The 26,492-nt window shown below is 74.6% G+C and carries 28 protein-coding genes; 4 read left to right on the top strand and 24 right to left on the bottom strand.

Going from position 1 to position 26,492, the window contains the following annotated elements; all coding sequences use genetic code 11:
- The 8 genes from rpmI to AC3D3D_RS03090 form a co-directional block, all read right to left on the bottom strand.
- Positions 1–195 (bottom strand): 50S ribosomal protein L35, encoded by a 195-nt coding sequence (gene rpmI / locus AC3D3D_RS03055; RefSeq protein WP_463661000.1) that lies wholly within the window; start codon positions 193–195, stop codon positions 1–3.
- A gap of 81 nt (positions 196–276) precedes the next feature.
- Positions 277–1,320, bottom strand: a complete 1,044-nt coding sequence (infC, locus tag AC3D3D_RS03060; protein ID WP_463660999.1) for a translation initiation factor IF-3 — start codon at positions 1,318–1,320, stop codon at positions 277–279.
- 346 nt (positions 1,321–1,666) lie between these two features.
- Positions 1,667–2,473, bottom strand: coding sequence for an SseB family protein (locus tag AC3D3D_RS03065; RefSeq protein WP_463660998.1), 807 nt, complete (start codon positions 2,471–2,473; stop codon positions 1,667–1,669).
- Complete coding sequence (priA, locus tag AC3D3D_RS03070) at positions 2,470–3,243, bottom strand: bifunctional 1-(5-phosphoribosyl)-5-((5-phosphoribosylamino)methylideneamino)imidazole-4-carboxamide isomerase/phosphoribosylanthranilate isomerase PriA (protein ID WP_463660997.1); 774 nt, start codon at positions 3,241–3,243, stop codon at positions 2,470–2,472. Before priA ends, AC3D3D_RS03065 begins: the two co-directional genes overlap by 4 nt.
- Positions 3,240–3,896: an imidazole glycerol phosphate synthase subunit HisH gene (hisH, locus tag AC3D3D_RS03075; protein ID WP_463660996.1), complete on the bottom strand. Its 657-nt coding sequence runs from the start codon at positions 3,894–3,896 to the stop codon at positions 3,240–3,242. Before hisH ends, priA begins: the two co-directional genes overlap by 4 nt.
- On the bottom strand, positions 3,893–4,594 hold the full coding sequence (locus tag AC3D3D_RS03080) for a hypothetical protein (protein ID WP_463660995.1): 702 nt from the start codon (positions 4,592–4,594) through the stop codon (positions 3,893–3,895). The genes hisH and AC3D3D_RS03080 overlap by 4 nt, the downstream gene beginning before the upstream one ends.
- On the bottom strand, positions 4,591–5,190 hold the full coding sequence (gene hisB / locus AC3D3D_RS03085; RefSeq protein WP_463660994.1) for an imidazoleglycerol-phosphate dehydratase HisB: 600 nt from the start codon (positions 5,188–5,190) through the stop codon (positions 4,591–4,593). The genes AC3D3D_RS03080 and hisB overlap by 4 nt, the downstream gene beginning before the upstream one ends.
- Positions 5,187–6,323 (bottom strand): histidinol-phosphate transaminase, encoded by a 1,137-nt coding sequence (locus tag AC3D3D_RS03090; protein ID WP_463660993.1) that lies wholly within the window; start codon positions 6,321–6,323, stop codon positions 5,187–5,189. The genes hisB and AC3D3D_RS03090 overlap by 4 nt, the downstream gene beginning before the upstream one ends.
- Before the next feature lie 216 nt (positions 6,324–6,539).
- Between AC3D3D_RS03090 and AC3D3D_RS03095 the strand changes: the two genes are divergently transcribed.
- Together AC3D3D_RS03095 and AC3D3D_RS03100 are read left to right on the top strand one after the other, a co-directional pair.
- The gene (locus AC3D3D_RS03095; RefSeq protein ID WP_463660992.1) at positions 6,540–6,908 is read left to right on the top strand and encodes a DUF952 domain-containing protein; all 369 of its coding nucleotides are present in this window, start codon (positions 6,540–6,542) and stop codon (positions 6,906–6,908) included.
- A 184-nt stretch (positions 6,909–7,092) separates the two neighbouring features.
- Positions 7,093–9,237: a RecQ family ATP-dependent DNA helicase gene (locus AC3D3D_RS03100; protein WP_463660991.1), complete on the top strand. Its 2,145-nt coding sequence runs from the start codon at positions 7,093–7,095 to the stop codon at positions 9,235–9,237.
- A gap of 82 nt (positions 9,238–9,319) precedes the next feature.
- On the opposite strand, the gene AC3D3D_RS03105 is transcribed toward AC3D3D_RS03100, so the two are convergent.
- Positions 9,320–9,691 carry a VOC family protein gene (locus AC3D3D_RS03105; RefSeq protein WP_463660990.1) on the bottom strand — a complete coding sequence of 124 codons (372 nt, stop codon included), beginning with the start codon at positions 9,689–9,691 and terminating at the stop codon, positions 9,320–9,322.
- Between the two features lie 171 nt (positions 9,692–9,862).
- Positions 9,863–11,200, bottom strand: a complete 1,338-nt coding sequence (hisD, locus tag AC3D3D_RS03110) for a histidinol dehydrogenase (RefSeq protein ID WP_463660989.1) — start codon at positions 11,198–11,200, stop codon at positions 9,863–9,865.
- Positions 11,201–11,270: 70 nt separating this feature from the next.
- Here hisD and AC3D3D_RS03115 point away from each other — a divergent pair, with 70 nt between their 5' ends.
- Positions 11,271–11,507 carry an RNA-binding S4 domain-containing protein gene (locus AC3D3D_RS03115; RefSeq protein WP_463660988.1) on the top strand — a complete coding sequence of 79 codons (237 nt, stop codon included), beginning with the start codon at positions 11,271–11,273 and terminating at the stop codon, positions 11,505–11,507.
- A gap of 9 nt (positions 11,508–11,516) precedes the next feature.
- Here AC3D3D_RS03115 and AC3D3D_RS03120 read toward each other — a convergent pair whose 3' ends face one another.
- From AC3D3D_RS03120 to AC3D3D_RS03175, 12 genes are all read right to left on the bottom strand, one after another.
- Positions 11,517–12,161: an SRPBCC domain-containing protein gene (locus tag AC3D3D_RS03120; RefSeq protein WP_463660987.1), complete on the bottom strand. Its 645-nt coding sequence runs from the start codon at positions 12,159–12,161 to the stop codon at positions 11,517–11,519.
- On the bottom strand, positions 12,158–15,715 hold the full coding sequence (dnaE, locus tag AC3D3D_RS03125) for a DNA polymerase III subunit alpha (RefSeq protein ID WP_463660986.1): 3,558 nt from the start codon (positions 15,713–15,715) through the stop codon (positions 12,158–12,160). Before dnaE ends, AC3D3D_RS03120 begins: the two co-directional genes overlap by 4 nt.
- Positions 15,716–15,895: 180 nt before the next feature.
- Complete coding sequence (locus AC3D3D_RS03130) at positions 15,896–16,378, bottom strand: GNAT family N-acetyltransferase (RefSeq protein ID WP_463660985.1); 483 nt, start codon at positions 16,376–16,378, stop codon at positions 15,896–15,898.
- Positions 16,375–17,310 carry an RluA family pseudouridine synthase gene (locus AC3D3D_RS03135; RefSeq protein ID WP_463660984.1) on the bottom strand — a complete coding sequence of 312 codons (936 nt, stop codon included), beginning with the start codon at positions 17,308–17,310 and terminating at the stop codon, positions 16,375–16,377. Before AC3D3D_RS03135 ends, AC3D3D_RS03130 begins: the two co-directional genes overlap by 4 nt.
- Entirely contained in the window at positions 17,303–18,580 is a 1,278-nt protein-coding gene (locus AC3D3D_RS03140; RefSeq protein WP_463660983.1) for a signal peptidase II, read from the bottom strand. The genes AC3D3D_RS03135 and AC3D3D_RS03140 overlap by 8 nt, the downstream gene beginning before the upstream one ends.
- Positions 18,581–18,587: 7 nt before the next feature.
- A complete protein-coding gene (locus AC3D3D_RS03145; RefSeq protein ID WP_463660982.1) occupies positions 18,588–19,340 on the bottom strand; it encodes a DivIVA domain-containing protein in 753 nt (250 codons plus the stop codon).
- Positions 19,341–19,400: 60 nt separating this feature from the next.
- On the bottom strand, positions 19,401–19,637 hold the full coding sequence (locus tag AC3D3D_RS03150) for a DivIVA domain-containing protein (protein WP_463660981.1): 237 nt from the start codon (positions 19,635–19,637) through the stop codon (positions 19,401–19,403).
- A gap of 79 nt (positions 19,638–19,716) precedes the next feature.
- A complete protein-coding gene (locus AC3D3D_RS03155; protein WP_463660980.1) occupies positions 19,717–20,019 on the bottom strand; it encodes a YggT family protein in 303 nt (100 codons plus the stop codon).
- A 1-nt stretch (position 20,020) separates the two neighbouring features.
- On the bottom strand, positions 20,021–20,545 hold the full coding sequence (locus tag AC3D3D_RS03160) for a cell division protein SepF (protein ID WP_463660979.1): 525 nt from the start codon (positions 20,543–20,545) through the stop codon (positions 20,021–20,023).
- 60 nt (positions 20,546–20,605) lie between these two features.
- Complete coding sequence (gene pgeF / locus AC3D3D_RS03165; RefSeq protein ID WP_463660978.1) at positions 20,606–21,418, bottom strand: peptidoglycan editing factor PgeF; 813 nt, start codon at positions 21,416–21,418, stop codon at positions 20,606–20,608.
- Positions 21,419–21,425: 7 nt separating this feature from the next.
- Positions 21,426–22,766, bottom strand: a complete 1,341-nt coding sequence (ftsZ, locus tag AC3D3D_RS03170; RefSeq protein ID WP_463660977.1) for a cell division protein FtsZ — start codon at positions 22,764–22,766, stop codon at positions 21,426–21,428.
- Between the two features lie 178 nt (positions 22,767–22,944).
- Positions 22,945–23,712 carry a cell division protein FtsQ/DivIB gene (locus tag AC3D3D_RS03175; protein ID WP_463660976.1) on the bottom strand — a complete coding sequence of 256 codons (768 nt, stop codon included), beginning with the start codon at positions 23,710–23,712 and terminating at the stop codon, positions 22,945–22,947.
- A gap of 25 nt (positions 23,713–23,737) precedes the next feature.
- Between AC3D3D_RS03175 and AC3D3D_RS03180 the strand changes: the two genes are divergently transcribed.
- Positions 23,738–24,091, top strand: a complete 354-nt coding sequence (locus tag AC3D3D_RS03180) for a hypothetical protein (protein WP_463660975.1) — start codon at positions 23,738–23,740, stop codon at positions 24,089–24,091.
- On the opposite strand, the gene murC is transcribed toward AC3D3D_RS03180, so the two are convergent.
- Positions 24,045–25,424 carry a UDP-N-acetylmuramate--L-alanine ligase gene (gene murC, locus AC3D3D_RS03185; RefSeq protein ID WP_463660974.1) on the bottom strand — a complete coding sequence of 460 codons (1,380 nt, stop codon included), beginning with the start codon at positions 25,422–25,424 and terminating at the stop codon, positions 24,045–24,047. The genes AC3D3D_RS03180 and murC overlap by 47 nt on opposite strands.
- Positions 25,417–26,481, bottom strand: a complete 1,065-nt coding sequence (locus tag AC3D3D_RS03190; RefSeq protein ID WP_463661068.1) for a UDP-N-acetylglucosamine--N-acetylmuramyl-(pentapeptide) pyrophosphoryl-undecaprenol N-acetylglucosamine transferase — start codon at positions 26,479–26,481, stop codon at positions 25,417–25,419. Before AC3D3D_RS03190 ends, murC begins: the two co-directional genes overlap by 8 nt.
- Positions 26,482–26,492 lie beyond the last annotated feature (11 nt).

The following is a 26,492-nucleotide window of genomic DNA, read 5'->3' on the forward strand; positions in this document are numbered from 1 at the left end:
TCAGAGGCCGAGCATCTTCTTCACGTTACGGGCGTCGCCGCCGGTGATCTCGCCGTCGTTGGACAGGCGACGGACCTGGCGGCGCGAACGCTCGGCGAACTTGTGCACCTTGCGCGTGCGCTCGTGCATGATCTTGCCGGAGCCGGTGACCCGGAACCGCTTCTTCGCACCGGAGTGCGTCTTGTTCTTCGGCATGCTTCCCTCTCGGTCGCGCCGGTGCGCGACGTCGTGCTCTCTCCGGGACCTTCTCGGCCGTCGGACGTTCGGACGTGACCGTTACTGGGCCGAGGACGGTGCGTTCGGCTTCGGTGCGGTCGGCCTGGGCGTCGCCGACGGCTTCGGCGCTCCAGGCTTGGGTGCAGCGGCAGGCGTGGCGCTCGGCGTCGGCCTGGCTGCGGGCTTGGCGGGACCGGGCTTGCTCGACGTGGCCGAGGAGCCCGTGGCGCCGGCACCCGGACTGGGCGTGCCGGCAGAGGTACCGGTGGACGGGGCGGGACGCGCGGCCCCGCCCGAGGACGGGCGACCCGAGGAGGCCGGCCGGGACGAGGACGACGCCGGGCGCGAGGACGACGGGCGCGACGAGGACGAGCCCTGCCGCGGGGACGACGAACGCGACGCGCCGGAGGCCGGCCGAGAGGAGGAGGACGCCGGGCGCGCGGGCGCCGAGGTCTGGCTCCCGGGCGGGGCCTTGGTGAACACGGGCGCCTCGATGACCGGGGCGTCCGGGGCCGCCTCGGGCGCGGAGCGCTGCGCGGACCGGGCCTGGTCGCCGCGCTTCTCGTCCTTGGCCTCGGAGCTGGAGGCCCGGCGGGCCTCCTTCTCGGCGGCGCGCTTCTTCAGCTGCTCGTTGTGCGCCTCGGACTTCTTCTTGTGCGGACCGATGACCATGGTCATGTTGCGGCCGTCCTGGCGCGGCGCGGACTCCACCGAGCCGAGGTCGGCGACGTCCTCGGCGAGCCGCTGGAGGAGGCGGATGCCCATCTCCGGGCGCGACTGCTCGCGACCACGGAACATGATCATCACCTTGACCTTGTCGCCGCCCTCGAGGAACCGCACGACGTGACCCTTCTTGGTCTCGTAGTCGTGGGCGTCGATCTTCAGGCGGAAGCGGATCTCCTTGAGCATCGTGTTCGCCTGCTTGCGGCGGGCGTCACGCGACTTGACGTCCGACTCGTACTTGAACTTGCCGTAGTCCATGAGCTTCGCGACCGGGGGTCGCGCGTCGGGGGCCACCTCGACGAGGTCGAGGTCTGCCTCCTGGGCAAGCCGAAGGGCGTCCTCCACGCGGACGACGCCGACCTGCTCTCCGCCGGGACCCACGAGTCGGACCTCGGGGACGCGGATTCGGTCGTTGATACGGGTCTCGCTGATGCTGAGCTCCTTGATCGTGGATGGTTCGGGACCAGCCGTCAGGAGCCACGAGAAAGGCCTCCGACGCAAGAGCGCGGAGGCCTGGGGTGCGCTGGTGCGCACAAGGAGCGTGACAGGATGCCACGCCCGACCAGGAACCCGGTGCCCGTGGGGCACCCAGGTGGGATCTCTCCGCTTGCTCGCCGGTCGCATGCACGACCGGCCGGTCAGCCACCCATGTTAGCAGCCCGTTCGCCGCGGCCCCAGGGGTGCGGCGCGTGCGCTTCGTCTCCGCGCGGCCGCGCGCAGCGGCGGGCTACTCGGCGACGAGGGTGGGGTAGAGCTCGACGGAGTCCACCGCGTGGCGCATCTCCTCGATGGTCCCCAGCTGCTCGGAGACCCGCGCGAGCTCGGCCTCGAGGCCGGCGCGGTCGAAGCCGGGGCGCACGGCGAGGACCACCCGCAGCTCGGCGCGCACGCCCGCCTCGAGCCGGACCCCCACGAGGTTGGCCGAGCCGCGCAGGGACTCGGTGATGAGTCCGGGCAGCTCGGGCAGCTCCCACGGCGGCACCCACTCTCCCCCGCTCGCCAGCGCGACGACGGCCGGTCGCCCCACGAGCACCGGTCGCTCCGAGCCGGGGTCGAGCACGAGGATCTGGTCGCCCTCCTGGGCCGCCGAGGCGGCGGCGCGCACCCCCTCGACGGGGACCGGCCGGGCGCCCGGGTCCCACGCACGCATGGCGTCGTAGCTGGAGAACGCGGGCAGGGCGGCGCGGCCGTCGGGGGTGGCGACGGTGACCGAGGCGGCCGAGGCCACGGCGTCGGCCTGGGCGTCGCCGGTGATCTGCTTCTCGTGGGCCGCAGTACGGCCCGCCGCGTCCTTCCCGGGGTGCCCGTGGGCGACCACCGGCACGAGAACCCGGCCGGTGCGCAGCTCGGCGACGACGTCGACGAGCCGTCGCGCGAGGTCGGTCTGGGCCAGGGCGGCGGCCATCGTCTCGGTGACCGACCCGTCGTCGCCGGCGAAGGGGTTGGCCCGCAGCATGCGGCCGGCCCAGGCCTGGCCCGCGGAGTCGGCGTGCGGCGAGGGATGGCGGCCCGAGCCGTTGACGATCTCGTTCATGCTCGACCCGCCACCTCGAAGGCCGCGGGCAGCGTGAAGGCGCCGGCGTAGAGGGCCTTGCCGACGATGGCGCCCTCGACGCCGAGCGGGACCAGCTCGCGCAGCGCCGTCAGGTCGGCCAGGGAGGAGACGCCGCCGGAGGCCACCACCGGCGCCTGGGTCCGCGTGGTCAGCTCGCGCAGCAGCTCGAGGTTGGGGCCGGTCAGGGTGCCGTCCCGGGTGACGTCGGTGACGACGTACCGGGCGCAGCCGTCGGCCTCGAGCCGGGCCAGGACGTCCCAGAGGTTCCCGGCGTCCTCGGTCCAGCCGCGGGCGGCCAGCGTGGTGCCGCGCACGTCGAGGCCGACGGCCACCTGCTCGCCGTGGCGGGCGATGACCGAGGAGGTCCACGCGGGGTTCTCCAGCGCCGCGGTGCCGAGGTTGACGCGGCTCGCGCCGGCGTCGAGCGCGCGGGCCAGGGAGTCGTCGTCGCGGATCCCGCCGGAGAGCTCGACGCGCACGTCGAGCTCGCCGACGATGCGGCTGAGCAGCTCGTGGTTCGAGCCGCGCCCGAAGGCGGCGTCGAGGTCGACGAGGTGGATCCAGCGCGCGCCCTGCTCGACGAAGCGGGCGGCGACCTCCGCGGGCTCCCCGTACTCGGTCTCCGAGCCGGCCTCGCCCTGGACCAGGCGCACGGCCCGGCCGTCGACGACGTCCACGGCCGGCAGCAGCTCCAGGACGGGCGCCCCGGCCTTATCGTCGGTCGCGTGCGGGGCGGCGGTCTCGCTCATCGGGGTCCTCCGAGGTCGTCCACCCAGGTGCGCAGCAGGTGCGCGCCGGCGTCGCCGGACTTCTCGGGGTGGAACTGGGTCGCGGTCAGGGGGCCGTTCTCGACGGCGGCGACGAAGGGCGCGCCGTGCTCGCCCCACGTCACGGTCGGCGGGGTGGTGCGGCCGTCGGCGAAGGCGGCGGCCGGGTCGGACAGCACCCCGTAGGAGTGCACGAAGTAGAACCGCTCGTCCTCGACGCCGGCGAAGAGCCGGGAGCCCGCGCCGGGCCGCACGCCGGCCCAGCCCATGTGGGGCACCACCTCGGCGGGTAGGCGGGTGACCTCGCCGGGCCACTGGCCCAGGCCCTCGCTGTGGACGCCGTGCTCCGTGCCGGACTCGAACATCACCTGCAGGCCGACGCAGATGCCGAGCACGGGGCGGCCGCCCGCCAGGCGCCGGTCGACCAGGCGCGGCGCGTCGACGGCGCGCAGCTGGTCCATGACGGCGGCGAAGGCGCCGACGCCGGGGACCACCAGTCCGTCGGCGGCCTCGACGTGGGCGGGGTCGGCCGTGAGCTCGACGTCGGCCCCGGCGCGCTCGAGGGCCCGCACCGCGGAGCGGACGTTGCCGGAGCCGTAGTCCAGGACGACGACGGTGGGGCGGGCGCCGCTCATCCCTCGCCCCGTCCGAACATGCGCCGCCGGCGGCCGCGGCCGGTCGCGTCCGAGGCGCGGATCGCGCCGGGGATCTCGTCGGGCGCGCGGCGGCCCAGGACGATGTCCTCCACGACGTCGTCGGCGTTGGCCAGCAGCAGCCCGGGCGGGACCTCGTCACCGGGCTCCCCGGCGGTCCACTCCCGGGCGACGACGTGGCCGGCCAGCCCGGTCTCGACCCCGGTGTCCACGCCGAGGTCGGCCAGGACGAGGACGACGCCCCGCCGGGTGATGGTCGACATGGCGGTCGCCAGCTCCTCGCCGGCGGTCTCCTTGGGGGCCGGGGTCCGGGCCACGGCGTCGGCCGCGGTGACCTCCCCGGCGGGGGTGGCGGCGTCCGGTGCGGCGTCGTCGCGTGCGGTGTTGTCGTCGGGAGCGCCCGCGGTACCGGCGACGGCCGTACCCGCCGCCCCGCCCGGGGCGGCCGCGTCGTCCTGGCCGGAGTCGGAGGAGGGGGCCTCGCCGAAGAGCTCGGCGATGTCCCAGTCGGTGTGCTCGACGCGGGCCGGCAGCGGCCGGGTGACGACCACGCCCGAACGGGCGGGCACGGCGACGGCGTCGGTCATGCCGAGCTGCCGGCACGCGCCGGCGACGACGTCGGGCCGGGCGAACGGCGTGAGCACGATCGCCAGCCGGTCGGGGGCGCCGGGCAGGCTCACAGCGCGCCCTTCGTCGAGGGCACGCCGGTCACCCGGGGGTCGATCGTCACCGCCTCGCGCAGCGCGCGGGCGAACGCCTTGAACTGGGCCTCGACGACGTGGTGCGGGTCGCGGCCGGCGAGCACGCGCACGTGCAGGCAGATCGCGGCGTGGTGCGCGATCGACTCGAAGACGTGGCGGGTGAGCGAGCCGGTGAAGTGCCCGCCGATGAGGTGCAGCGCCTGCCCCTCGGACTCGCCGGTGTGCACGCAGTAGGGCCGGCCCGAGACGTCGACGACGACGTGGGCGAGCGCCTCGTCCAGCGGGACGGTCGCGTCGGCGAACCGCGTGAGTCCCTCCTTGTCACCGAGCGCCTGGCGCAGGGCCTGGCCGAGGCTGATGGCGACGTCCTCGACGGTGTGGTGGACGTCGATCTCGATGTCGCCGGTCGCGCGCACGGTGAGGTCGATGCCCGAGTGCTTGCCCAGCGCGGTGAGCATGTGGTCGTAGAACGGCACCGAGGTGGAGATCTCCGTGCGCCCTGTCCCGTCGAGGTCGACCTCGACGAGGACCTGCGACTCCGACGTGGTCCGCTCGACGCGTCCCGTCCTGCTCATGACAGCACCTCTTCCAACGCCGCCCGGAAGCGGACGTTCTCCTCGGGCGTGCCGACCGACACGCGCAACATTCCGGCCGGGCCGACCTCACGGATGAGGACGCCCCGCTGCACAAGAGAATCCCACACGGCGTGGGCGTCCTCGAAGCGGCCGAACATGACGAAGTTCGCGTCGGACTCGGCGACCTCGAGGCCGACCGAGCGCAGGTGCTCCACGAGGGCGTCGCGCTCGTCGCGCAGGAGCTTGACCTGCCCCATGAGGGAGTCGCGGTGCGCGAGCGCCGCCAGGGCCGCCGCCTGGGTGACCGCGGAGAGATGGTAGGGCAGGCGCACGACCCGCAGGTGGTCGACGAGCCCGGGCGCGGCGGCGAGGTAGCCCAGGCGCAGGCCGGCCATGCCGAAGGCCTTGGACATCGTGCGCGCCACGGCCAGATGGGGGTGGTCCGCCAGCAGGGCCAGCGCGGACGGCGTCCCCTCGCGGCGGAACTCGCCGTAGGCCTCGTCGACGACGACGACGCTCGCCGTCGGGGTGCCGTCCTCGTCCGCGGGACCGGTGGTGCGGGCGTGGTCGAGCAGCGCCGCCAGGTCGGCCGGGTCGAGCGCCGTGCCGGTGGGGTTGTTCGGGCTGGCCAGGACGAGGACCGCGGGGCGGTGCTCGCTCATCGCGGCGGTCGTGGCGGGCAGGTCGAGGGTGAAGTCCGCGCGGCGGGGCACCGTGACGAAGGCGGTCTGGGTGTCGCGCGCGTACTCGGGGTACATGGAGTAGCTGGGGGTGGCGGTCAGCATCGTGCGGCCCGCTCCCCCGTAGGTCTGCAGCACGTGCAGCAGCACCTCGTTGGAACCGTTGCCGGCCCAGACCTGCTCGGCGCCGACCTCGGTGCCGGACTCCAGCGTGAGGTAGGCGGCTAGCTCGGCGCGCAGCTCGGGGAAGTCACGGTCGGGGTAGCGGTTGAGCCCGGTCGCCGCGGCGGCCACCGCCCGGGCGATGTCCTCGGTGACCTCGGGGGCCGGGGCGAAGGGGTTCTCGTTGACGTTGAGGACCACGGGCACGTCGATGCGCGGGGCGCCGTAGGGACTCAGTCCGGCGAGGTCCGCGCGCAGCGGGAGCCGGGTGGTGCGGGGTTCGGTGCTCACCGGACGATCCTAGGAAGGACACCGTCCACGAGGGAACGGGTCTCACCGCGACCGGGCCGTCGGGTGGCCCGGGCCACGACGGCGGGCATGGGGTGGTGCGGGCCACGTCCAGAACATGACGTGGCACAAACTTTGCCTCATCGCGGTGTCCGGTCTCACGAATCAGACACCCGTGCACACCTGAGAATCCGCTGGGGACGCGGTTAGCCTGGCTGCGTGGAGCACATCTGGCACCTGGCGCGCGCGGCGGACGTCGCCGACGCCCGCGAGACCGGGATGTACCGGATCTCGACGAAGGACGCGACGCTGGAGTCGGTCGGCTTCGTGCACGCCTCCTACCCCGACCAGCTGGCCGAGGTGGCCACCGCGATCTACGCCGACGACCCGGCCGACCTCGTCGTGCTCGTCCTCGATCCGCACGTGCTGCGCTCCTCGGGCGTCGTCGTGCGCGAGGAGACCGATCCCTCCACGCCGGACGGTGCGGCCTTCCCCCACATCTACGGGCCGATCCCGATGGACGCCGTCGTGGCGGTGCGGCCGGCCTCCTTCGACGAGGGCCGCTTCGTCGTCGGCTCGCCCGCCTGACGTAGCCGGCGCAGTTCCTCGGCCTGCACGGCCGGGCGCTCCCGCCCGACCGACCCCGCTCCCCCCGGCCCGGCCCCACTGCGCGCCTGGCGGCCGTGATGCACAGGTCCGCCCGCGCCCGAGCCGTCCACAGCCGCGCCGACCCGCGGCGGCCGGTGTCCGCGGCCGGACGTAGCGTGGTCTTATGACGACGGAGCCGGCCACCACCACCCCCGCCGACCTGCGTGATCGTGCCGAGGCGGTGCTGCGGGCGCTCGTCGGTCACGAGGACGCGGCGCTGCGCGAGGACCAGTGGACGGCGATCGAGGCCCTCGTCGGCGGGTCACGGCGGGTGCTGGTCGTCCAGCGGACCGGCTGGGGGAAGTCGGCGGTGTACTTCGTGGCCACCGCGCTGCGGCGCGCGGCCGGCGGTGGGCCGACCGTCATCGTCTCGCCCCTGCTGGCGCTCATGCGCGACCAGATCGCCGCCGCCTCCCGGGCCGGGATCCGGGCGGTGACGGTCAACTCCACCAACGTCGGTGACTGGGAGGACGTGCACGCCGCGATCGCCCGCGGCGAGGTCGACGTCCTGCTGGTCAGCCCCGAGCGGCTCAACAACCCCTCCTTCCGGGACGAGGTCCTGCCCCGGCTGGCGGCCGACGCCGGCCTGGTGGTGGTCGACGAGGCGCACTGCATCTCGGACTGGGGGCACGACTTCCGGCCCGACTACCGGCGCATCCGCACGCTGCTGGCCGAGCTCCCCGCCGGGGTGCCGGTGCTGGCCACGACGGCCACCGCGAACGCGCGGGTCACCGCCGACGTCGCCGAGCAGCTCGGCGGCGCGGGCGAGGTGCTCGTGCTGCGCGGCAGCCTCGACCGCCCCGCGCTGCACCTGGGGGTCGTCACGCTGCCCGACGACGCGGCCCGGGTGGCCTGGCTCGACCAGCAGCTCCCCCGGTGGTCCGGGTCGGGGATCATCTACACCCTCACCGTCTCGGCCGCGCACGCCGTCGCCGAGCAGCTGCGCGCCGCGGGCCACGAGGTGCGGGCCTACACCGGCCGCACCGAGCCCGCCGAGCGGGTCGAGCTCGAGGAGGACCTGCGCGAGAACCGGGTCCGGGCGCTGGTGGCGACCTCGGCGCTGGGCATGGGGTTCGACAAGCCGGACCTCGCCTTCGTCGTCCACCTCGGCTCCCCGTCCTCGCCGGTGGCCTACTACCAGCAGGTCGGCCGGGCCGGCCGCGCCGTCGACCGGGCCGACGTCGTCCTGCTGCCGGGCAGGGAGGACCGGGCGATCTGGGAGTACTTCGCCTCCCTGGCCTTCCCGCCCGAGCAGACGGTGCGGGAGGTGCTCGACGTGCTGGCCGAGCAGGGCGTGCGCTCGACGCCGGCGCTGGAGACCGCGGTCGACCTGCGGCGCTCCCGGCTGGAGACCATGCTCAAGGTCCTCGACGTCGACGGGGCGGTGCGCCGGGTGCGCGGCGGCTGGGAGGCCACGGGCCGTCCCTGGACCTACGACGCCGAGCGGTACGGGCGCGTGGAGGAGGCCCGCCGCAGCGAGGCCGAGGCGATGATCGCCTACGCCGCCCTGACCGCCCCGGCCTGCCGGATGGCCGTCCTGCGCGCGCACCTCGACGACCCCGAGCTCGAGGACGGCTGGCGGTGCGGGCGCTGCGACCTCTGCGGCGGCACGGACCTCACGGCCGCCGTCGACGAGGCCGCCGCCGACCGCGCGCGGGAGGGGCTGCGCCGCCCGGGCGTCGAGGTCGAGGCCCGGCGGCAGTGGCCGACCGGGATGGCCCGGCTGGGCCTGGACCTGTCCGGGAAGATCCCCGAGGGTGAGCGGGCCGAGCCGGGGATCGCCGTCGGGCGGCTCGACGGGGTGGGCCTGTCGGACCTGCTGCGCGGGGCACTGGGCCCCCGGGCCGCCGACGGCCCGCTGGGCGAGGAGCTCGCCGGCGCGCTCGCGCAGACCCTGCGGGCCTGGTCGGTCGGCGCCCCGCCGGTCGAGGGGATCGTCGCCGTCGACTCGGCCACGCGGCCGCAGCTCGTGCGCGACCTGGCCGTGCGCGTCTCCCAGGTGCTCGGTGTGCCGGTCGTCGGCGCGATCGTGCCCGCCGAGGGCAGCGCACCCTCCCGGCACGACATCAACTCCGCCAGCCGGCTGGCCGCGGTGGCGGGCCGGCTCGTATCGGGGCTCTCCGAGGCCGCGCTGGCCGGGCTGCCCGGGCGGCGGGTCCTGCTCGTCGACGACCTCACCGACTCCGGGTGGACGCTCACCGTCGCGGCCCGCCTCCTGCGGCAGGCCGGCGCCGAGGCGGTCGTCCCCCTCGTTCTCGGGGTGCGGTAGCTCGTCCTCGGGGGTGCCGCACCGGCCATGCTCCTGGCGGAGGGCCGCCCGAGCGAGGGTGGGCCCCTCCGTGCCATCTGGCTCAGGCGGGATCGACGGGTGCCACCCGCAGCAGGTTCCCGTCGGGGTCCTGGGCGACGAAGGTGCGGCCGAAGACGTCGTCGTGGGGATCCTGGACGATGGTGACGCCCAGGGCGCGCCAGCGCCGGTGCTGCTGCTCGATCTCCTCGGGGCCGCCCGGGAGGTTGAGGCAGACCTCGCTGGTGCGCTGCGTGGCGGCGGCGACGGAATCGGCCCTCCCGGACCACAGCGCCAGACCCACGTCGGGCGCGACCTCGAACTCCACGAACCGTGGGCTGGTGAAGCGCGGGGACATCTCGAACAGCTCAGAGTAGAACGCGGTCGAGGCGGAGACGTCGGTGACGTAGACGATGAACAGGTTGGGTGCAGGCATGCGGGCTCCTCCTCGGACGGTCGGACTCGTCACCTCATCCGAGCAGACAGGGGTGACATCTGCCGTCACGTTGTCCCGGAGGAGCGAGACCACGAGGTCCACCCGGCCGATGGCGATGCTGAGGTTCCGCCAGACCCACCGGCGGACGACCGGCACGGAGCCGGCCCGCGCTCAGCGGGTGGGGAAGCGGCGCACCGTGACGGCGTCGGCGTGGGCCGGCAGGTCCTCCGCCTCGGCGAGGGCCCGCAGGTAGGGGGCCTCGGCGGCCAGGGCGTCCTTCGAGTACTCGATGAGCTGGACCGGGCGCAGGTAGGCCATCACGGACAGGCCGGCGGCGAAGCGGGCCGTCCCACCGGTGGGCAGGACGTGGTTGGAACCGGCGAGGTAGTCCCCCAGCGGGACCGGGGAGTAGGCGCCGACGAAGATCGCGCCGGCGTTGCGGACCCGCCCGGCCACCTCGGCGGCGTCGGCGGTCTGGATCTCCAGGTGCTCTGCGGCGTAGGCGTCCGCGACGGCGATCGCGGCGTCGAGGTCGTCGACGAGAACGGTCGCGGACTGCGGGCCGCCCAGCGCGGTGGCCACCCGCTCGGCGTGCCGCGTCGTGGCGGCGAGGTTCGTCAGGTGGGTGTCGACGGCGTCGGCGAGCTCAGGGTCCGTGGTGATGAGGACACTCGCGGCGGACGGGTCGTGCTCGGCCTGGCTGAGCAGGTCGGCGGCCACGTGCAGCGGGTCGGCGCTGCCGTCGGCGACGACGGCGATCTCCGTGGTCCCGGCCTCGGCGTCGATCCCGACGACGCCGCGCACGAGGCGCTTGGCCGCGGCCACGTAGACGTTGCCGGGTCCGGTGACGACGTCGACAGGCTCGGCGAGGATCTCGCGGTCGTCGGTGCCCTCCTCCCCCGCGGCGCCGTACGCCAGCAGGGCCACGGCCTGCGCGCCGCCGGCGGCGTAGACCTCGGTGACGCCGAGCAGCCCGCAGGCGGCGAGGATCGTCGGGTGCGGCAGTCCGTCGTGCTCGGGCTGCGGCGGGGAGGCGACGACGAGCTCCTCGACGCCCGCGGCCTGTGCGGCGACGACGTTCATCACCACGCTGGACGGATAGACCGCCAGCCCGCCCGGGGCGTAGAGCCCGACGCGGCGCACGGGCACCCAGCGCTGGCGGACCTGACCGCCCGGGGTGATCTCGGTGGTGACCTCGGGCGGGACCTGCGCAGCGTGGCCGGCCCGCAGGTGCTCGGCGGCCCGGGCCAGCGCGTCGCGCACCGCGGGCTCGAGCCCCGCCAGGGCGGCGTCGATCGCCTCCTGGGGCACGCGCAGGTGCCTCGGGCGCACGCCGTCGAACCGTTCGGCGGCGTCCCGCACGGCCACCGCGCCGCGCTCGCGGACGTCGGCCAGGACCGGGGCGACCGCGTCGGCGGCCGATCCGACGTCAAGCGCCGCCCGCGGCAGCGTGGCGGCCAGCTCGGCGCGGCCGAGGGTGCGTCCCCGAAGGTCGATCCGTCGCAGCATGGGGACAGCCTAGGTCGCGCTCGCCGCGGGCGGCGCGACGGCCCGGCGATGGACCTGGCACGATGCGCCCATGCCCGCCATGCCCCTCGACGTGCCCGTCCGCCTGCCCGTCCGGCTCGGCCAGCTGCTCCAGCTCGCCGGCGTCGTCGACACCGGAGCGGACGCCCGGGCCGTGTTGGCCGCCGGCGACGTCCTGGTCGACGGGCAGGCCGAGGACCGTCGCGGCCGCCAGCTCCACGGCGGGGAGCTCGTCGAGATCCGCTCCCCCGGCGGCGTCGAGCAGCTGCGGGTCGTCGCCGGGGACTGACGGCCCCGCTCACTCGACGGGCAGGTGCTCCGCGAGCGCGACCGCCGTCATCAGCCGCTCGACCGCGCGCAGCGACCGACCGGCCTCGGGCCCCGGCTGCGGTACGCCGATCTCGGCCGCCAGGCCGTCGAGGAGGCCGAGCCAGCCCGCCGCCGCCGACCGCACCTGGGCCTCCTCGGCTGCCGAGTAGGTCAGCGTGAGCGTCGTCGGTCCGCCTGGTGCCCGGGCGCCCGAGGCAACGGCGAGCTCGACGGTCAGGTCCGCGGGCCCCTCGTCGGGGCCGTGCCAGGTGGTGCGCACCCGGGAGCCGGGATCGACCTCGTGCACGAGCACCTCGCTCACGCGGCCGCCGTGGTCGACCCGCACCGGGCCGGGACGCTCGAGCCCGGCGTCGGCGGTACCGAGCCACGCGGGCAGGTGCGCCTGCGCCGTCAGGGCGGACCAGACCTCCTCGCGCGCGACGGGCCAGGTGCGCGACTGGGTGAGCACCAGCGAGTCGCCCTCGCGGCGCAGACGTCCCAGCTCCGCGGGGTCCAGCGCGCCCGGGCCGGCAGCACCGGCAGCGCGGCCGGCACCGGCCTGCCGCCCTGCGGACTCGGCCGCCGCATCGGCGGCCTGACCGGCAGCACCGGATCCGCCCGCGGGCGTGGTCACTGGGCGGTCACCTGGCCCAGGCAGCCCGGTCCGAGCAGCGCCTTGAGGTCCCCGTACAGGGCCGGCGTCGCCGAGACCCGGAACCGGTCCGAGAGCGAGAGCACGGTGTGCACGGCCGCGTTCTCCACCACGACCCGCACCTCGGTGAGTCCCGGGTGCTCGCCCAGCACCGCGCCGAGCCGCTCGACCATCGCCGGGTGGATCCGGTTCTCGGCCAGGTAGATCGTCAGCGGCCCCGCGGCGTCCTGCAGGGAGGGCACCGTCATCGAGTCGGCCACCACCTGCACCTGCTCGTCGCGCACCGAGGCCCGCCCCTTGATCGCCACGATCGTGTCCTCGGCCAGCACGTGCGAGACGCCGACGTAGGACTGCGGGAAGAACATCACCTCCACCTCGCCGGTGAGGTCCTCCACGGTGGCGATCGCCCAGGGGTTGCCCTGCTTGGTCAGCTTGCGCTGGACGTTGGTGATGAGTCCGGCGATCGTCACGCGCCGCCCGTCCACGGGGTTGTCCTCGGAGTGGGCGAGCAGGTCGGCCACGTCGGTGTCGGAGTGCTGGCCAAGCGAGCCCTCGAGGCCGGCGAGCGGGTGGTCGGAGACGTACATGCCCAGCATGTGCCGCTCGAAGGCCAGCTTCTCGCGCTTGTCCCACTCGGGCAGGTCGGGGATCTCGATGTCGAAGCTCGCCTCGTCCCCGCCGACCGCGGCGAACAGGTCGAACTGCCCCACGGCCTCGTTGCGCTTGACGTCCACGACCGCGTCGACGGCCTCCTCGTGGCGGGCGACGAGCGCGCGCCGGGAGTGCCCCAGGGTGTCGAAGGCGCCGGCCTTGATGAGCGACTCGATGGTGCGCTTGTTGCACACCACCGCCGGCACCTTGTCGAGGAAGTCCTGGAAGCTCGTGAAGGGCCCCTTCTCCTCGCGCGCGGCGATGATCCCCTTGACCACGTTCGCCCCGACGTTGCGGATGGCACCGAGCCCGACCTTGATCTCCTCCCCGACGGGGGTGAAGTCCGCCGCGGAGGTGTTGACGTCGGGCGCCTGCACGGTGATGTTCATGTGCCGGCACTCGGACAGGTACAGCCCCAGGCGGTCCTTGTTCTCCTGGGAGTTGGTCAGCAGCGCCGCCATGTACTCCACCGGGAAGTGCGCCTTGAGGTAGGCGGTCCAGTAGGACACGAGCCCGTAGGCGGCGGAGTGGGCCTTGTTGAACGCGTAGTCGGAGAACGGCAGCAGGACGTCCCACAGGGCCGTGACGGCGCCGGCGGAGAACCCGCGCTCGAGCATGCCGGCCTCGAAGGTGACGAACTGCTTGTCCAGCTCGGCCTTCTTCTTCTTGCCCATCGCGCGGCGCAGCAGGTCGGCCTGCCCGAGCGTGTACCCGGCGACCTTCTGCGCGATGGCCATCACCTGCTCCTGGTAGACGATGAGGCCGTAGGTGGTGCCGAGGATGTCCTCCAGCGGCTCGGCGAGCTCGGGGTGGATCGGCGTCGACTCCTGCATGCCGTTCTTGCGCAGCGCGTAGTTCGTGTGCGAGTTCGCGCCCATCGGGCCGGGCCGGTAGAGGGCACCGACCGCGGAGATGTCCTCGAAGTTGTCCGGCTTCATCTGCCGCAGCAGGGTGCGCATGCCGCCGCCGTCGAGCTGGAAGACGCCCAGGCTGTCCCCGCGGGCGAGTAGCTGATACGTCTTCTCGTCGTCGAGGCCGAGGTGCTCGAGATCGACCGGCTCCTTGTCGTTGCGCTCGATGTTGGTCATCGCGTCGTCGAGCACGGTGAGGTTGCGCAGGCCGAGGAAGTCCATCTTCAGCAGGCCCAGGCCCTCGCAGGTCGGGTAGTCGAACTGCGTGAGGATGAACCCGTCGCGCGGGTGGCGCATGACGGGGATGACGTCGGTCAGCGGGGCGCTGGACATGATGACCGCGCAGGCGTGCACGCCCCACTGCCGGGTCATCCCCTCCAGTCCGGTGGCCATCTCGTAGACCCGCTTGGACTCCGGGTCGGAGCCGACCAGTGCCCGGAACTCGCCGGCCTCGGCGTACCGCTTGGCCTGCGGGTCCTGGATGTCCTTGAGCGGGATGTCCTTGGCCATCACCGCGGGCGGCATCGCCTTGGTCAGCTTCTCCCCCATCGCGAAGGGGTAGCCGAGCACGCGGGCGGAGTCCTTGAGCGCCTGCTTGGACTTGATGACGCCGTAGGTGACGACCTGGGCGACCTTCTCGTCGCCGTACTTCTCGACGACGTAGTCGATGACCTCGCCGCGACGGCGCTCGTCGAAGTCGACGTCGAAGTCGGGCATCGAGACGCGGTCCGGGTTGAGGAACCGCTCGAAGATCAGCCCGTGCACGAGCGGGTCGAGGTCGGTGATGCGCAGCGCGTAGGCCACCATCGAGCCGGCGCCGGAGCCGCGCCCGGGGCCGACGCGGATGCCGTTGGACTTGGCCCAGTTGATGAAGTCGGCGACGACGAGGAAGTAGCCGGGGAAGCCCATCTGGGTGATGACGCCGACCTCGTACTCGGCCTGCTTGCGCACGTGGTCCGGCACGCCGCCCGGGTAGCGGTAGAGCAGGCCGCGCTCGACCTCCTTGACGAACCACGAGTGCTCGTCCTCGCCGGCGGGCACGTCGAAGCGGGGCATGAAGTTCGCGCCGTCGGCGGCGGTGTGGAACTGCACGTCGCACTGCTCGGCGATGAGCAGGGTGTTGCGCACGGCGTCGGGGTGGTCGGCGAACAGGTCCCACATGTCCTTCGAGGAACGCAGGTGGTAGCCGGTGCCGTCGAACTTGAACCGGTCCGGGTCGTCGAGGGTCGAGCCGGAGTTGAGGCAGAGCATGGCCTCCTGGACGGTCTTCTGCTCCGCGGTGACGTAGTGCGAGTCGTTCGTGGCCAGCAGGGGCGCGTCGATCCGCTTCGCGAGCTCGAAGAGCTGCGGCATCGTCTTCTTCTCGAACGAGTTGCCGTGGTCCATGAGCTCGACGTAGAAGTTCTCCTTGCCGAAGATCTCCTGCAGCTCGCCGGCCGCCCGCACCGCCTCATCGGTCTGACCCAGGCGCAGCCGGGTCTGCACCTCGCCGGAGGGGCAGCCGGTCGACGCGATCATCCCCGGCGCGTAGCGCTGGAGCAGCTCGCGGTCCATCCGCGGCCACTTGCCCATCTGGCCGTCCAGCGAGGCGTGCGAGGCCATCCGGAAGAGGTTGTGCATCCCCTCGGTGGTGCGGGCCAGCATGGTCAGGTGCGTGTAGGCGCCCGAGGCCGAGACGTCGTCGCTCTTCTGCCATTCCTCGCCCCAGCGCACGCGGGTCTTCTTGTCGTGGCGGGAGGTGCCCGGCGTCACGTAGGCCTCGACGCCGATGATCGGCTTGATGCCCTTGGCCTTCGCCGCCCGGTAGAGCTCGAAGGCGCCGAAGACGTAGCCGTGGTCGGTGATCGCGACCGCGCTCTGCCCTTGTCGCTCGACCTCGTCGACCAGGGCGGAGATCTTCGCCGCGCCGTCGAGCATGGAGTAGTCGGTGTGGACGTGCAGGTGCGCGAAATCCTTCGCAGCGGGGGTGGGCATGCTCCGATCGTAGGTTCGACCGCCGACGTCGGGGGAAGTGGCCCGTGTGGGGCGCACGACCCGCGGCGTGTCCGGGTGTGTCGAGCCGCGTGTGTCGCGAGCGGGTGCCGGGAACGCGGGACGAGGCGGGCGGCGCCAGGTCAGGAGCGTGCGGTCAGCGGTGCTCGGTCAGGGGCCCGGTCAGCCGTGCTCGGCCGGCAGGGTCAGGCTCATGTCCCGGTGCCAGATGCCGGCGTCGAGGTAGCGGCGCTCGTCGGTGGTCGCGTAGCCGAGCCCGCGGTAGAAGCCCAGGGCCTGCTCCTGGGCCTCGATGTCGATGCGCACCGCCCCGTCGGCGGCGTGCTCGCGTCGCGCCACCTCGTGCAGGGCCGCCATGACGGCGCGGCCGGCGCCCGTCCCGCGGGCCTCGGCCCGCACGGCGACCCGGCCGATGCGCACCACGCCGGGCCCCTCGGGCAGCAGGCGTGCCGTGGCGACGGCCCGCTCCGCGTCGGCCGGCCCCGTCAGGGCGATGACGTGCACGGTGGTCCCGGCGGTGTCGAGGTCGTCGACCTCCTCCTCGAGCGGGACGTGCTGCTCCTCGACGAAGACCTCCGTGCGGATCCGCCAGCAGGCCTCCAGCTCGGCGCGGCCGGTGACCCGGCGGACGCGCACGGCGGTCATCGGCCGGCCTCGCGCAGGGTCTCCAGCGCCGCGGCGAGGTCCTCGGGGTAGGGCGAGGTCACCTCGACCCGTTCCTGGGTCACGGGGTGGGTGAAGCCGAGCCCGACGGCGTGCAGCCACTGCCGGGTCAGGCCCACCCGCTCGGCCAGGCGCGGGTCGGCGCCGTAGGTCGTGTCGCCCACGCAGGGGTGGGCGAGCGCGGAGGTGTGCACCCGGATCTGGTGGGTGCGCCCCGTCTCGAGGTGGATCTCCAGCAGCGAGGCGCCGGGCATCGACTCCAGGGTCTCGTAGTGGGTGACAGCCTCCTTGCCGCCGGTCACCACCGCCATCCGCCAGCTGTGCCGGGGGTCGCGGCCCACGGGCGCCTCGATCGTGCCCGTGCTGGGGTCCATCTGCCCCTGGACGAGCGCGTGGTAGGTCTTGTCGACGGTGCGTTCCTTGAACGCCCGCTTGAGCACGGTGTAGGCCCGCTCGGACTTGGCCACGACCATGAGCCCCGAGGTGCCGACGTCGAGCCGGTGCACGACGCCCTGCCGCTCGGGCGCCCCCGAGGTCGACACGCGCCGGCCCGAGGCGGCCAGGGCACCGACGACCGTCGGGCCGTCCCAGCCCGGGGACGGGTGGGCGGCGACGCCGACGGGCTTGTCCACCACGACGATGTCGTCGTCCTCGAGGGCGATGGCCATGCCCTCGACGGCGGTCGGCGCCGGGGGCCCGGCCGGTCGCTCGGGCTCGGGCAGGGTGACCTCGAGCCAGGCCCCGGCGACGAGGCGGTCGGACTTGCCCACGGCCGCGCCGTCGAGCAGGACGTCGCCGGCCTCGGCGAGCTCGGCGGCACGCGTGCGCGACAGGCCCAGCAGGCGTGCCAGGGCGGCGTCGACGCGCTCACCGGCCAGCCCGTCCGGCACCGGCAGGGAGCGGACCTCAGGCACCGGCACCGTCCGCGGACTCGGCGCGGGCGGCCGCCTCCGCGGCCTCGCGCCGACGACGCAGCTCGCGCCGGGTGATCCGCTCCCCCGGTGCCGCGTCGACGGTCGGGATCTCGCCGGTGCCGGCGGAGGCGGCGGTGGGCGTCGAGGAGGCGGTGGCCGTGGGGCCGGAGGTCGTGGAGGCGGGGTCGGCGGCCGCGGGGCCGGCGGTCGTGGAGGCGGAGGTTCCGCCGGCGGACGCAGGAGCGCCCGATGGCGAGCCGTCGCCCCGGTCCTGGCGGCGGTCTCGGCCGGCCAGTACGGCGGCCGTGGCGGACATGGGCTCCTCGGCGGGGTCGCCACCCCGGGCCTGCGTCTCGCTCGTGGCCCCGTCGGTCCCGGCCGATGCGGTGCTGCCGGCGGCGGGCTCGGCCGTCGCGGCGGAGCCTGCGCCGCCCGTCGAACCGACCGTGGTGGCGTCGGCGGTCGAGGCGGTGGAGGTGCCGCCGGCGCCCGCGGGTGTGGTGGCCGGGCCGGCGGCCGGGCGTGCAGCGGTCGCTCCGGCAGTGGCTGCTCCGGCAGACGTCGCTCCGGTGCCGGTCGACCCGCCGAGCCGGCGGTCCCACCACGCCTCGGGGTCCTCGTCGTCGGCCGTGTCGGTCGCGCGTGCGGCGACGAGCCAGTCCGGGTCGTCGTCCTGCGCGGCGTCGTCGGTGCTCATCGCCTCATCGGCGGACCCGGACCCGTCGGCGCCCGCGTCCTCGTCGCCCTCATCCTCGTCCTTCTGGTCGCTCAGACGGGTGCCGTCGATCTCCCGGCCCGTCAGCGCGAGGACGCAGATGAGCAGGGCGGCCACGACGATCCCGATGTCGGCCACGTTGCCGATGAACCAGTCGTAGTACGCGATGAAGTCGACGACGTGCCCCTGGAACACGCTCGGGTCGCGGAAGAGACGGTCGAAGAGGTTGCCGACGGCGCCGCCGAGCAGCAGGCCGAGGGCCACCGCCCACGGCACGGACCGCAGGCGCCGCGCGTAGCGCAGGATGACCACGATCACCACGACCATGATGATCGTGAACAGCCAGGTGGTCCCGGTGCCGATCGAGAAGGCCGCGCCGGGGTTGAACCACAGCTGCCAGCCCAGGAGGTCCCCGAGGACCGGGACGCGGACGCCCTCCTCGAGGGTCGCCAGCGCGACCTCCTTGGTCACCTGGTCGACGACGGCGACGGCGGCCGCCAGCCCCAGGAGAAGGGCCAGCAGCCGCCGTGACGCGCCGGGCGTGGCGGACGTCATGTGAGGGTCAGATCCCGCTCTCGCGGTTGCCGGTGCCGCCCTCGACCGTGCTGAGCAGCTGGTTGAGGTAGCTCTTCAGGCGGGTGCGGTAGTCGCGCTCGAAGGTGCGCAGCTCGTCGATCTTGCGCTCCAGGAGCGAACGCTCCTGCTCGAGCTGGGAGAGCGTGCGGTTGGACTGCGCCTCGGCCTCGCTGACGATCCGCTCGGACTCGGACTGGGCCTCGCTGACGAGCCGCGACGCCTCGGCCTGACCGTCGGCCACGTACTCGTCGTGCACGCGCTGGGCCATCGCCAGCATGCCGGCGGCGCTGTCCGGGGTCGAGGTGGCGGCGGTCTGCGGGGCGGGCTCGGCGGTGGCCTGCGGCTGCGCGGGCGCCACCGCGCCGTAGGGCTGGGCCGCGGGGGCCTGCGCCTGCGTCTCGTGCACGGAGCGGCGGTTGGGCGCGGCGGGGACGACGGGGGTCTCCGCGGTGTCGTGGGCGGCCGGCTCCTCGGCCGCCTCCTCCACGGACTCGTCCTCGGCCGTGGCGGTGGCCGCAGCGGCCGGGGCCGCGTCGGCGGAGCCGTCGGACAGCTCGGCGACCCGGGCCTCGGAGGCCTCGAGGCGCGCCTTGAGCTCCTCGTTCTCCGCGTAGACGGCGCGGAGGGTGTCCACGACCTCGTCGAGGAAGTCGTCAACCTCGTCCTGGTTGTAGCCCTCGCGGAACTTGGTCGCCTCAAACTTCTTGTTGAGGACGTCGTCGGCGCTGAGCAGTGCCATCTCGTCTCACCTCGATATCGGTCGGTCGTGGCTGGACGCCACGCGCGTCCTCGCCCTAGGTTACGCAGATCCTGGGGAAAGCTCGGAGATTCTCGCCTCCGCCGCCGCGAGCCGTGTCCTCAGCTCCTCGTTCTCGGCCCGCAGGGTGCGCGTCGTGTCGTCCCCGGCGTGGGCGGCCCGCAGCGACTCCACCACGACGTCGAGGAAGTGGTCGACCTCGTCCTGGTCGTAGCCCGCACGGAACCTGGTCTCCGTGAACGTCTTGTTGAGGACGTCGTCGGCACTGAGCAGCCGCATCGTGTCTCTCCTCGAGATCGGTCGGACGTGGGGAGGACGCCGGGTGCGTCCACGGACACGCTACCCAGGCGACCCGCGCTCAGGTCAGCGCGACGTACAGCAGGGGTACCACGTACCCACGCACGAGCTGGACCCCGAGGAACAGGATGAGGAAGCCGAGGTCGAGCGAGACCTGCCCCAGCCGCAGCGGAGGCACGAACCGGCGGATGAACCGCAGCGGCGGATCCGTGACCGCGTAGACCATGTTGGCCAGCACGAGGATCGCGCCGGTCGGACGCCAGGTGCGCGAGAAGACCTGGACGAGGTCGATGACCACCCGCGCCAGGAGCACGAGCAGGTAGAGCCACAGCAGCAGGCTGACGGCCTCGAGGACGAATCGCACCTCAGGCGCGGGCGAAGTCGAAACCGGAGCGCGGCGGCTCCTCCTCGGCGTGCGTCACGGCGACGCTGCGGGGCGCGAGGATGAAGGCACCGGGCGAGACCTTCTCGAGCACACCGCCCAGGGCCATGGCGAGGCCGGCGGAGAAGTCGATGAGCCTGCGGGCGTCGGCCTCCGAGATGCCCTCCATGTTGAGGATCACCGGGGTGCCGGAGCGGTAGGCGTCGCCCACGGCGGGCGCGTCGTTGTAGCTCGTGGGGCGCATGGTGACGATGCGGGAGAGCTCGACGTCCACGGTGGGCTCCTGGCGGGGGTGGAGGCGGGTGATGTGGGTGACCTCGGCGTGGCGCTCGCGCGGCTCGGCCTGCTCCCGGGAGTCCTCCGCGTCACGGCGGTCGTCGTAGGAGCGGCGCTCGTCACGCCTGGACTCCGGTGCCGGGTCGTCGTAGGCGCCCTCGCCCTCGTACAGGTCGTCCTGCGGCTCGGCGAAGGAGAGGTACTCCATGAACTTGCGCATGGTGCCGGGCATGGGGGCTGCTCCTCGGTCGTGACGGGCGGCGGGAAGGTCGCTCCCGCCACGTCCAGAACGCTAACCGCTGGACCCAGCCACCGGGGGTAGGACGCGCCGGGCTCGGCGCGGCGGCAGCGTGACGACACCGGCGCTCCGGCCGGTGCGGGGCTCGCCGCCGTGGGTCGCGCGGCGGTAGGAGAACAGGTCCGCCGACTCGTAGGTGCACGCCGGGTCGGCGCGGACCGCGGCCACCCCCGCCGAGCGGAGCCGGTCGACGACGGCGGCGGCGACGTCGAGCCCGGGCGTCCCGGCCCGGGTGGTCGCGCGCGCGGCGGGGTGGGCGGCGAGCACTTCGTCCTGCATCGCGGCCGGCACCTCGTAGCAGCGTCCGCAGATCGAGGGCCCCAGGTGGGCGTGGAGCGAGCCGGGAGCCACGCCGGCACCGGCGAACGCGGCCAGCGCCGAGTCGACGACGCCACCCAGCAGGCCCGCCCGGCCGACGTGCACGGCGGCCGCCGCCCGGCCCTCGGCGTCGGCCAGGAGCAGCGGGACGCAGTCGGCGACCATGACGCCCACAGCGACCGCCCGGTCGGGCAGCCGGGTGGCCAGCAGGACGTCGGCCTCGCCGCGCTCACCGCCGGGCTCGGTGCCGACGTGGGCGACCTCGGTGCCGTGCACCTGGGTCATCCAGGTCACCTCGGCGCCGGCGAGCTCGTCGACGCGCTCCCGGTTGGTCGCGACGCGGGCGGGGTCGTCGCCGACGTGCGGGCCGAGGTTGAGCCCGCCACCGACGGCCGCGGCCCACGGCGCGCGCGAGGCGCCGCCGTGGGCCGTGGTGAAGATGCCGTGCGCCGCCGGGCCGAGGTCGGCGGCGCGGACAGGGACAGACACCGAGGGACTACTTGAGGAAGTCGGGGATGTCGAGGTCGTCGTCCCGAGTGTCGGAGTCCGGGAAGACGCGCGGCACCCGGTTGCCCTCCCCCGCGCCGTACTGCGGGCCGGGCTGCTGCGGTCCGGGCCGCTGGGGTCCGGTCGGCGCGGGCCGACCCTGGGCGACGGGACGCTCCTCCTGGCGGGCCTGCTCGGGCTGCTCCTGGGAGCCGACCGGGTAGAGCTGGGGACCACCCTGGTCCGGGACGGCGACCGGGGTGGGGCGCTGCTCGCTCGGGGAGGGCTCGAAGGACTGCCGGGCGGGCTGCTGCTGCTCGCGGGCGGCCTCGACCGGCGCGGCGGCCGGTCGGCTCGGGGCCATCGGGCGGCGGTTGACGGTGGACTGGGCGCCCGCCGGGCCCTCGCCCTCGTCGAACCCGGCGGCGATGACGGTCACGCGGACCTCGTCGCCCAGGGCGTCGTCGATGACCGTGCCGAAGATGACGTTGGCCTCGGGGTGCGCGGCCTCCTGCACGAGACGAGCCGCCTCGTGGATCTCGAACAGGCCGAGGTCGGAGCCACCCTGGATGGAGAACAGCACGCCGTGCGCGCCGTCGATCGAGGCCTCGAGCAGCGGCGAGGAGATCGCGGCCTCCGCGGCCTCGACCGCCCGTTCGTCGCCGCGGGCGGAGCCGATGCCCATGAGCGCCGAGCCCGCCCCCTGCATGACGGACTTGACGTCCGCGAAGTCGAGGTTGATGAGGCCCGGGGTCGTGATGAGGTCGGTGATGCCCTGGACACCGGAGAGCAGGACCTCGTCGGCGGCGTGGAAGGCGTCGAGCACGGAGACGTTCTTGTCCGAGATCGACAGCAGCCGGTCGTTGGGGATGACGATGAGGGTGTCGACCTCGTTGCGCAGGGCGTCGATGCCGGTCTCGGCCTGCACCCCGCGGCGGCGGCCCTCGAAGCCGAACGGCCGGGTGACCACACCGATGGTCAGGGCGCCCAGCGAGCGGGCGATGCGGGCCACGACGGGCGCACCGCCGGTGCCGGTGCCGCCGCCCTCGCCGGCGGTGACGAAGACCATGTCGGCCCCGCGCAGGACCTCCTCGATCTCCGCCTCGTGGTCCTCGGCGGCCTTCTTGCCCACCTCCGGGTCCGCGCCGGCGCCGAGCCCACGGGTGAACTCGCGGCCGACGTCGAGCTTGACGTCGGCGTCCGACATGAGCAGGGCCTGGGCGTCGGTGTTGATCGCGATGAACTCCACGCCCTTGAGCCCGACGTCGATCATCCGGTTGACGGCGTTGACGCCACCGCCGCCGATGCCGACGACCTTGATGACCGCCAGGTAGTTCTGCGGTGCTGCCACGTGAGTTCCCCTCGTCGTCGCTCAACCTTCAACCTCGACTTGAAGGTGAGACTTCTGTCCTTGTCTGGCGCGAGGAAGGTAGTCGTCGTGCCTCGCTTCGTGGGGAGCGACGCGCCACGGACATGACATCCGTGTCGTTCGTCGGCCGCCCGTTCCCCGTGGGCGGGACCGGTCGGGCTCAGCCGGTCGTCGGACGGGTGGGCACCGAGACGTCGTACCGGTCGGAGGGGGCCTGCTCGAGGAGCACGAGGAGGAGCTCGGACTTCAGCGCGGAGTCCTCGGCGCTGCCCCAGAGCACCTCGGCGCCGTCGGTGAGCGTGAGGGTGATGGTCCCCGGCTCGGAGGCCTGGGCCTGCTGGACCTGGGTGCGCAGCTCGGCGGGCATCTCGCCCAGGGCCGCCAGGAGGGACTCCAGCCCGCGGGAGGCGGCCTGCTCACCGTCGGGGATGACGACCTGCGGCAGGGTCCCGTCGGGTTCCTCGACGTCGGCGACCTCGGCACCGGTCTCGTCCAGGAGGACCCAGCCGTCGCCGGTCTCCGTGACGGCCACCGGCACGCGCGGGGTCACCTCGACGACGAGGCCCCGCGGCCAGGAGCGTTCGACGCGGGCGTCGGCGACGCCGGGCAGCGCGCTCACCGCCTCGTCGACCGCACCGGTGTCCACCCGGGCCAGCGGGGTGCCCACCTGCGGGTCGGCGGCGGCCCGCACCTCGGCGAGGTCGACGTGGTCCGACTCCGCCGTCGCGCCCACCTCGACCTCCTCCAGCGCGGTGAGCGGGGAGAGCAGCAGCGCCCAGGCCGCCGCGCCGACCACGGCCAGCACCCCGAGCGCGATGAGCACGCGGCGCCAGGTCAGCCGGCGCTGGGCGACGGCCTTCTCCTGGCGGCGCTCGGTCAGCGAGGCGGTCGGCCGGACCGGGCCGCGGCGCCGGCCGCGCTCGTGCACCGGCGGCGGCCCGGAGGAGGCGGGCGTGACCGCCGCGGAGGTCCCGGAGCCCGAGGGCTTCGCGGACGAGGACGTCGAGGGCGACGTCTTCGAGCCCGAGGGCTTCGCCGACGAGGGCTTCGCGGCGACGGTCGTCGAGCGTGTCGCTTCCTTCGCGGTCGCCGATCCCTTCGACGACGAGCCGGACCGCGACGTCGTGCCGGAGCCGGACCGCGTGCCGCTCCCCCGCCCGGTGCGCGACGCGGACCCGCCCGTCCGGCCGGAGCCGGCGTCGGACGGGCGGGCGCTCGGGCGGCGGGGCGGCTCGCCCCGACGCGGCGGCCGGGGCGCCCTCACGTGCGGCCCAGCAGGTCGAGGATCACCGGGCCCAGCGCGGTGACGTCCCCCGCCCCCATCGTCAGCACGAGGTCGCCGGGGCGGGCGGCCTCGGCGATCGCGGCGGCGGCAGCCATGCGGTCGGGCACGAAGCGGCCGGTGGCCGTGCGGGAGGCGATGAGCCCTCCGTCCACGCCGGGCTCGGGGTCCTCGCGGGCGGCGAAGACGTCGGTGACCACGGCCAGGTCGGCGGCGTCCAGCGCCTCGGCGAAACGGTCGGCGAAGGCCCGGGTGCGGGAGAACAGGTGGGGCTGGAACAGGACGAGGACCCGCCCGTCCCCGGCCGCCACGCGGGCGGCGGCCAGCGTCGCCGCGACCTCGGTGGGGTGGTGGGCGTAGTCGTCGACGACCCGCACCCCGCCGGCGGTGCCCCGCTCCTCGAAGCGGCGCCCGGTGCCGCGGAACTCCCCCAGCGCCCGCGCGAGGACCGGCAGGTCGACGCCGAGCTCGAGCCCGGCGGCCACGCAGGCCGCCGCGTTGCGCAGGTTGTGCTCGCCGGGGACCGCGAGCACGAGGTCGACCGCCGCGCCGTCGACGAGCACCCCGCCCCGCGCGCCGTCGGGGGCCGGGTCGTGGATCTCGAGGGCGACGTGCCCCTCGACCCCGGCCGGCGCGGCGGTGGTGCCGTAGGTGACCACGCGGGTGCCGCGCTCGGCAGCGGTGGCGGCCAGGCGTCGGGCGCCGTCGTCGTCGGCGCAGGCCACGAGCAGACCGCCGGGCCGGATGCGGGCGGCGAACTCATCGAAGGCCGCGTGGAAGGCCTCGGCGGTGCCCCAGTGATCGATGTGGTCGACCTCGATGTTGGTCACCACGGACACGCGCGGGGAGTAGTTGAGGAAGGAGCCGTCGGACTCGTCGGCCTCGGCGACGAGGGCGCGCCCCTGCCCCAGGTGGGCGCCGGTGCCGACACCGACCACGGAGCCGCCGATGGCGTAGGAGGGGTCGAGGCCGGCCCCGCGCAGGGCGACGGCGAGCATGGCCGAGGTGGTCGTCTTGCCGTGCGCTCCGGCCACCGCGACGAGGTCGAGGTCGGCGGCGACCAGGGCGAGGGCCTCGCTGCGGTGCAGCACGGTCAGGCCGGTGGCCCGGGCGTGCGCGAGCTCGGGGTTGCTCTCCCGCACGGCGGTCGAGACGACGAGGGTGGCGCCGGCGGGGACGTGGGCGGGGTCGTGGCCGACGTGGACCTCGGCGCCGGCCTCGGCCAGCGCGGCCAGGGTGGCGGAGTCCGCGGCGTCGGAGCCGCTCACCCGCGCGCCGCGGGCGAGGAGCAGGTGGGCGACGACGGACATGCCCGCGCCCCCGATCCCCACGAGGTGGAAGCGGGTGTGCTCAGCCACGGGCCACGCTCGTCACCAGCTCGGCGAGCGGGCCGGCGCCGTCACCGGGGCCGGAGTCGGCGGCCGCGGCGCCCATGGCCGCCAGCCGGTCGGGGTCGGTGAGCAGGGGCAGCACGGTCTCGCGCACGGACGTGGCGGTGAGGTCCTCGTCGGCCACGAGCACGCCACCGCCGGCCGCGACGACGTCGGCGGCGTTGAGCCGCTGCTCGCCGTTGCCGTGCGGGAGCGGCACGTACACGGCCGGCAGGCCCAGGGCGGACATCTCGGCCACGGTCCCGGCGCCGGAGCGGCACACGACGAGGTCGGCGCAGGCCAGGGCCTGCTCCATCCCGGACAGGTAGTCCAGGACGTGGTAGTCCGCCCGGCCGGCGACGGCGGCGCGCACCGGCGCGTCCTTGTCCCGGCCGGTCAGGTGCAGCACCTGGGTGTGCCCGGCCAGGTCGCCCGCCGCGGCGGGCAGGACCTCGTTGAGACGCCGGGCACCCAGCGAGCCGCCGGTGACGAGCAGGATCGGGCGCTCGGGGTCCAGGCCGAGGGCGTGGGCGCCCACGGTGCGGGCGGCGGCCCGCTGTCCGGCGTCGGCGCGCTCCGCGACCAGGGTGGCGACGGCGGCGCGCAGCGGCAGGCCGGTGACCTCGGTGCGCCCGCGGCGGGCGGCCAGCGGGGTGGAGGCGAAGGTGAGGGCGACCGCCGCGGCGGTGCGGGCGCCGACCTTGTTGGCCAGGCCGGGCCGGGCGTTCTGCTCGTGGACCACCACGGGCACGCCCGCGGACCGCGCGGCGAGGTAGGCGGGGGTGGCCACGTAGCCGCCGAAGCCGACGACGACCTCGGCGCTCGTGGCCTCGATCGCCTCGCGTGCGGCGCGCACCGCGGAGCGGAGGTTGCCCGGCAGGCGCAGGAGGTCCACCGAGGGGCGGCGCGGCAGCGGGACGCGCGGGACCGGGTGCAGGTCGAGCCCGGCCTCCGGCACGAGCCGGGCCTCGAGGCCGTCGGTGGTGCCCAGGGCCGAGGCGTGGGCCGCGCCGTCGGCGGTGAGCGCGGCGGCGGTGGCGAGCATGGGGTTGACGT

Source organism: Georgenia sp. X1117 (assembly GCF_057784635.1).

Coding starts and splice junctions, on each gene's coding strand:
- hisB (WP_463660994.1), bottom strand. CDS start 5,190: ATGAGCAGGACGGGACGCGTCGAGCGGACCACGTCGGAGTCGCAGGTC.
- AC3D3D_RS03145 (WP_463660982.1), bottom strand. CDS start 19,340: ATGGCACTGCTCAGCGCCGACGACGTCCTCAACAAGAAGTTTGAGGCG.
- hisH (WP_463660996.1), bottom strand. CDS start 3,896: ATGAGCGGCGCCCGCCCCACCGTCGTCGTCCTGGACTACGGCTCCGGC.
- AC3D3D_RS03150 (WP_463660981.1), bottom strand. CDS start 19,637: ATGCGGCTGCTCAGTGCCGACGACGTCCTCAACAAGACGTTCACGGAG.
- rpmI (WP_463661000.1), bottom strand. CDS start 195: ATGCCGAAGAACAAGACGCACTCCGGTGCGAAGAAGCGGTTCCGGGTC.
- AC3D3D_RS03160 (WP_463660979.1), bottom strand. CDS start 20,545: ATGCCCGGCACCATGCGCAAGTTCATGGAGTACCTCTCCTTCGCCGAG.
- dnaE (WP_463660986.1), bottom strand. CDS start 15,715: ATGCCCACCCCCGCTGCGAAGGATTTCGCGCACCTGCACGTCCACACC.
- priA (WP_463660997.1), bottom strand. CDS start 3,243: ATGAGCGAGACCGCCGCCCCGCACGCGACCGACGATAAGGCCGGGGCG.
- AC3D3D_RS03100 (WP_463660991.1), top strand. CDS start 7,093: ATGACGACGGAGCCGGCCACCACCACCCCCGCCGACCTGCGTGATCGT.
- AC3D3D_RS03140 (WP_463660983.1), bottom strand. CDS start 18,580: ATGACGTCCGCCACGCCCGGCGCGTCACGGCGGCTGCTGGCCCTTCTC.
- AC3D3D_RS03130 (WP_463660985.1), bottom strand. CDS start 16,378: ATGACCGCCGTGCGCGTCCGCCGGGTCACCGGCCGCGCCGAGCTGGAG.
- AC3D3D_RS03115 (WP_463660988.1), top strand. CDS start 11,271: ATGCCCGCCATGCCCCTCGACGTGCCCGTCCGCCTGCCCGTCCGGCTC.
- AC3D3D_RS03065 (WP_463660998.1), bottom strand. CDS start 2,473: ATGAACGAGATCGTCAACGGCTCGGGCCGCCATCCCTCGCCGCACGCC.
- hisD (WP_463660989.1), bottom strand. CDS start 11,200: ATGCTGCGACGGATCGACCTTCGGGGACGCACCCTCGGCCGCGCCGAG.
- AC3D3D_RS03105 (WP_463660990.1), bottom strand. CDS start 9,691: ATGCCTGCACCCAACCTGTTCATCGTCTACGTCACCGACGTCTCCGCC.
- AC3D3D_RS03190 (WP_463661068.1), bottom strand. CDS start 26,481: ATGCTCGCCACCGCCGCCGCGCTCACCGCCGACGGCGCGGCCCACGCC.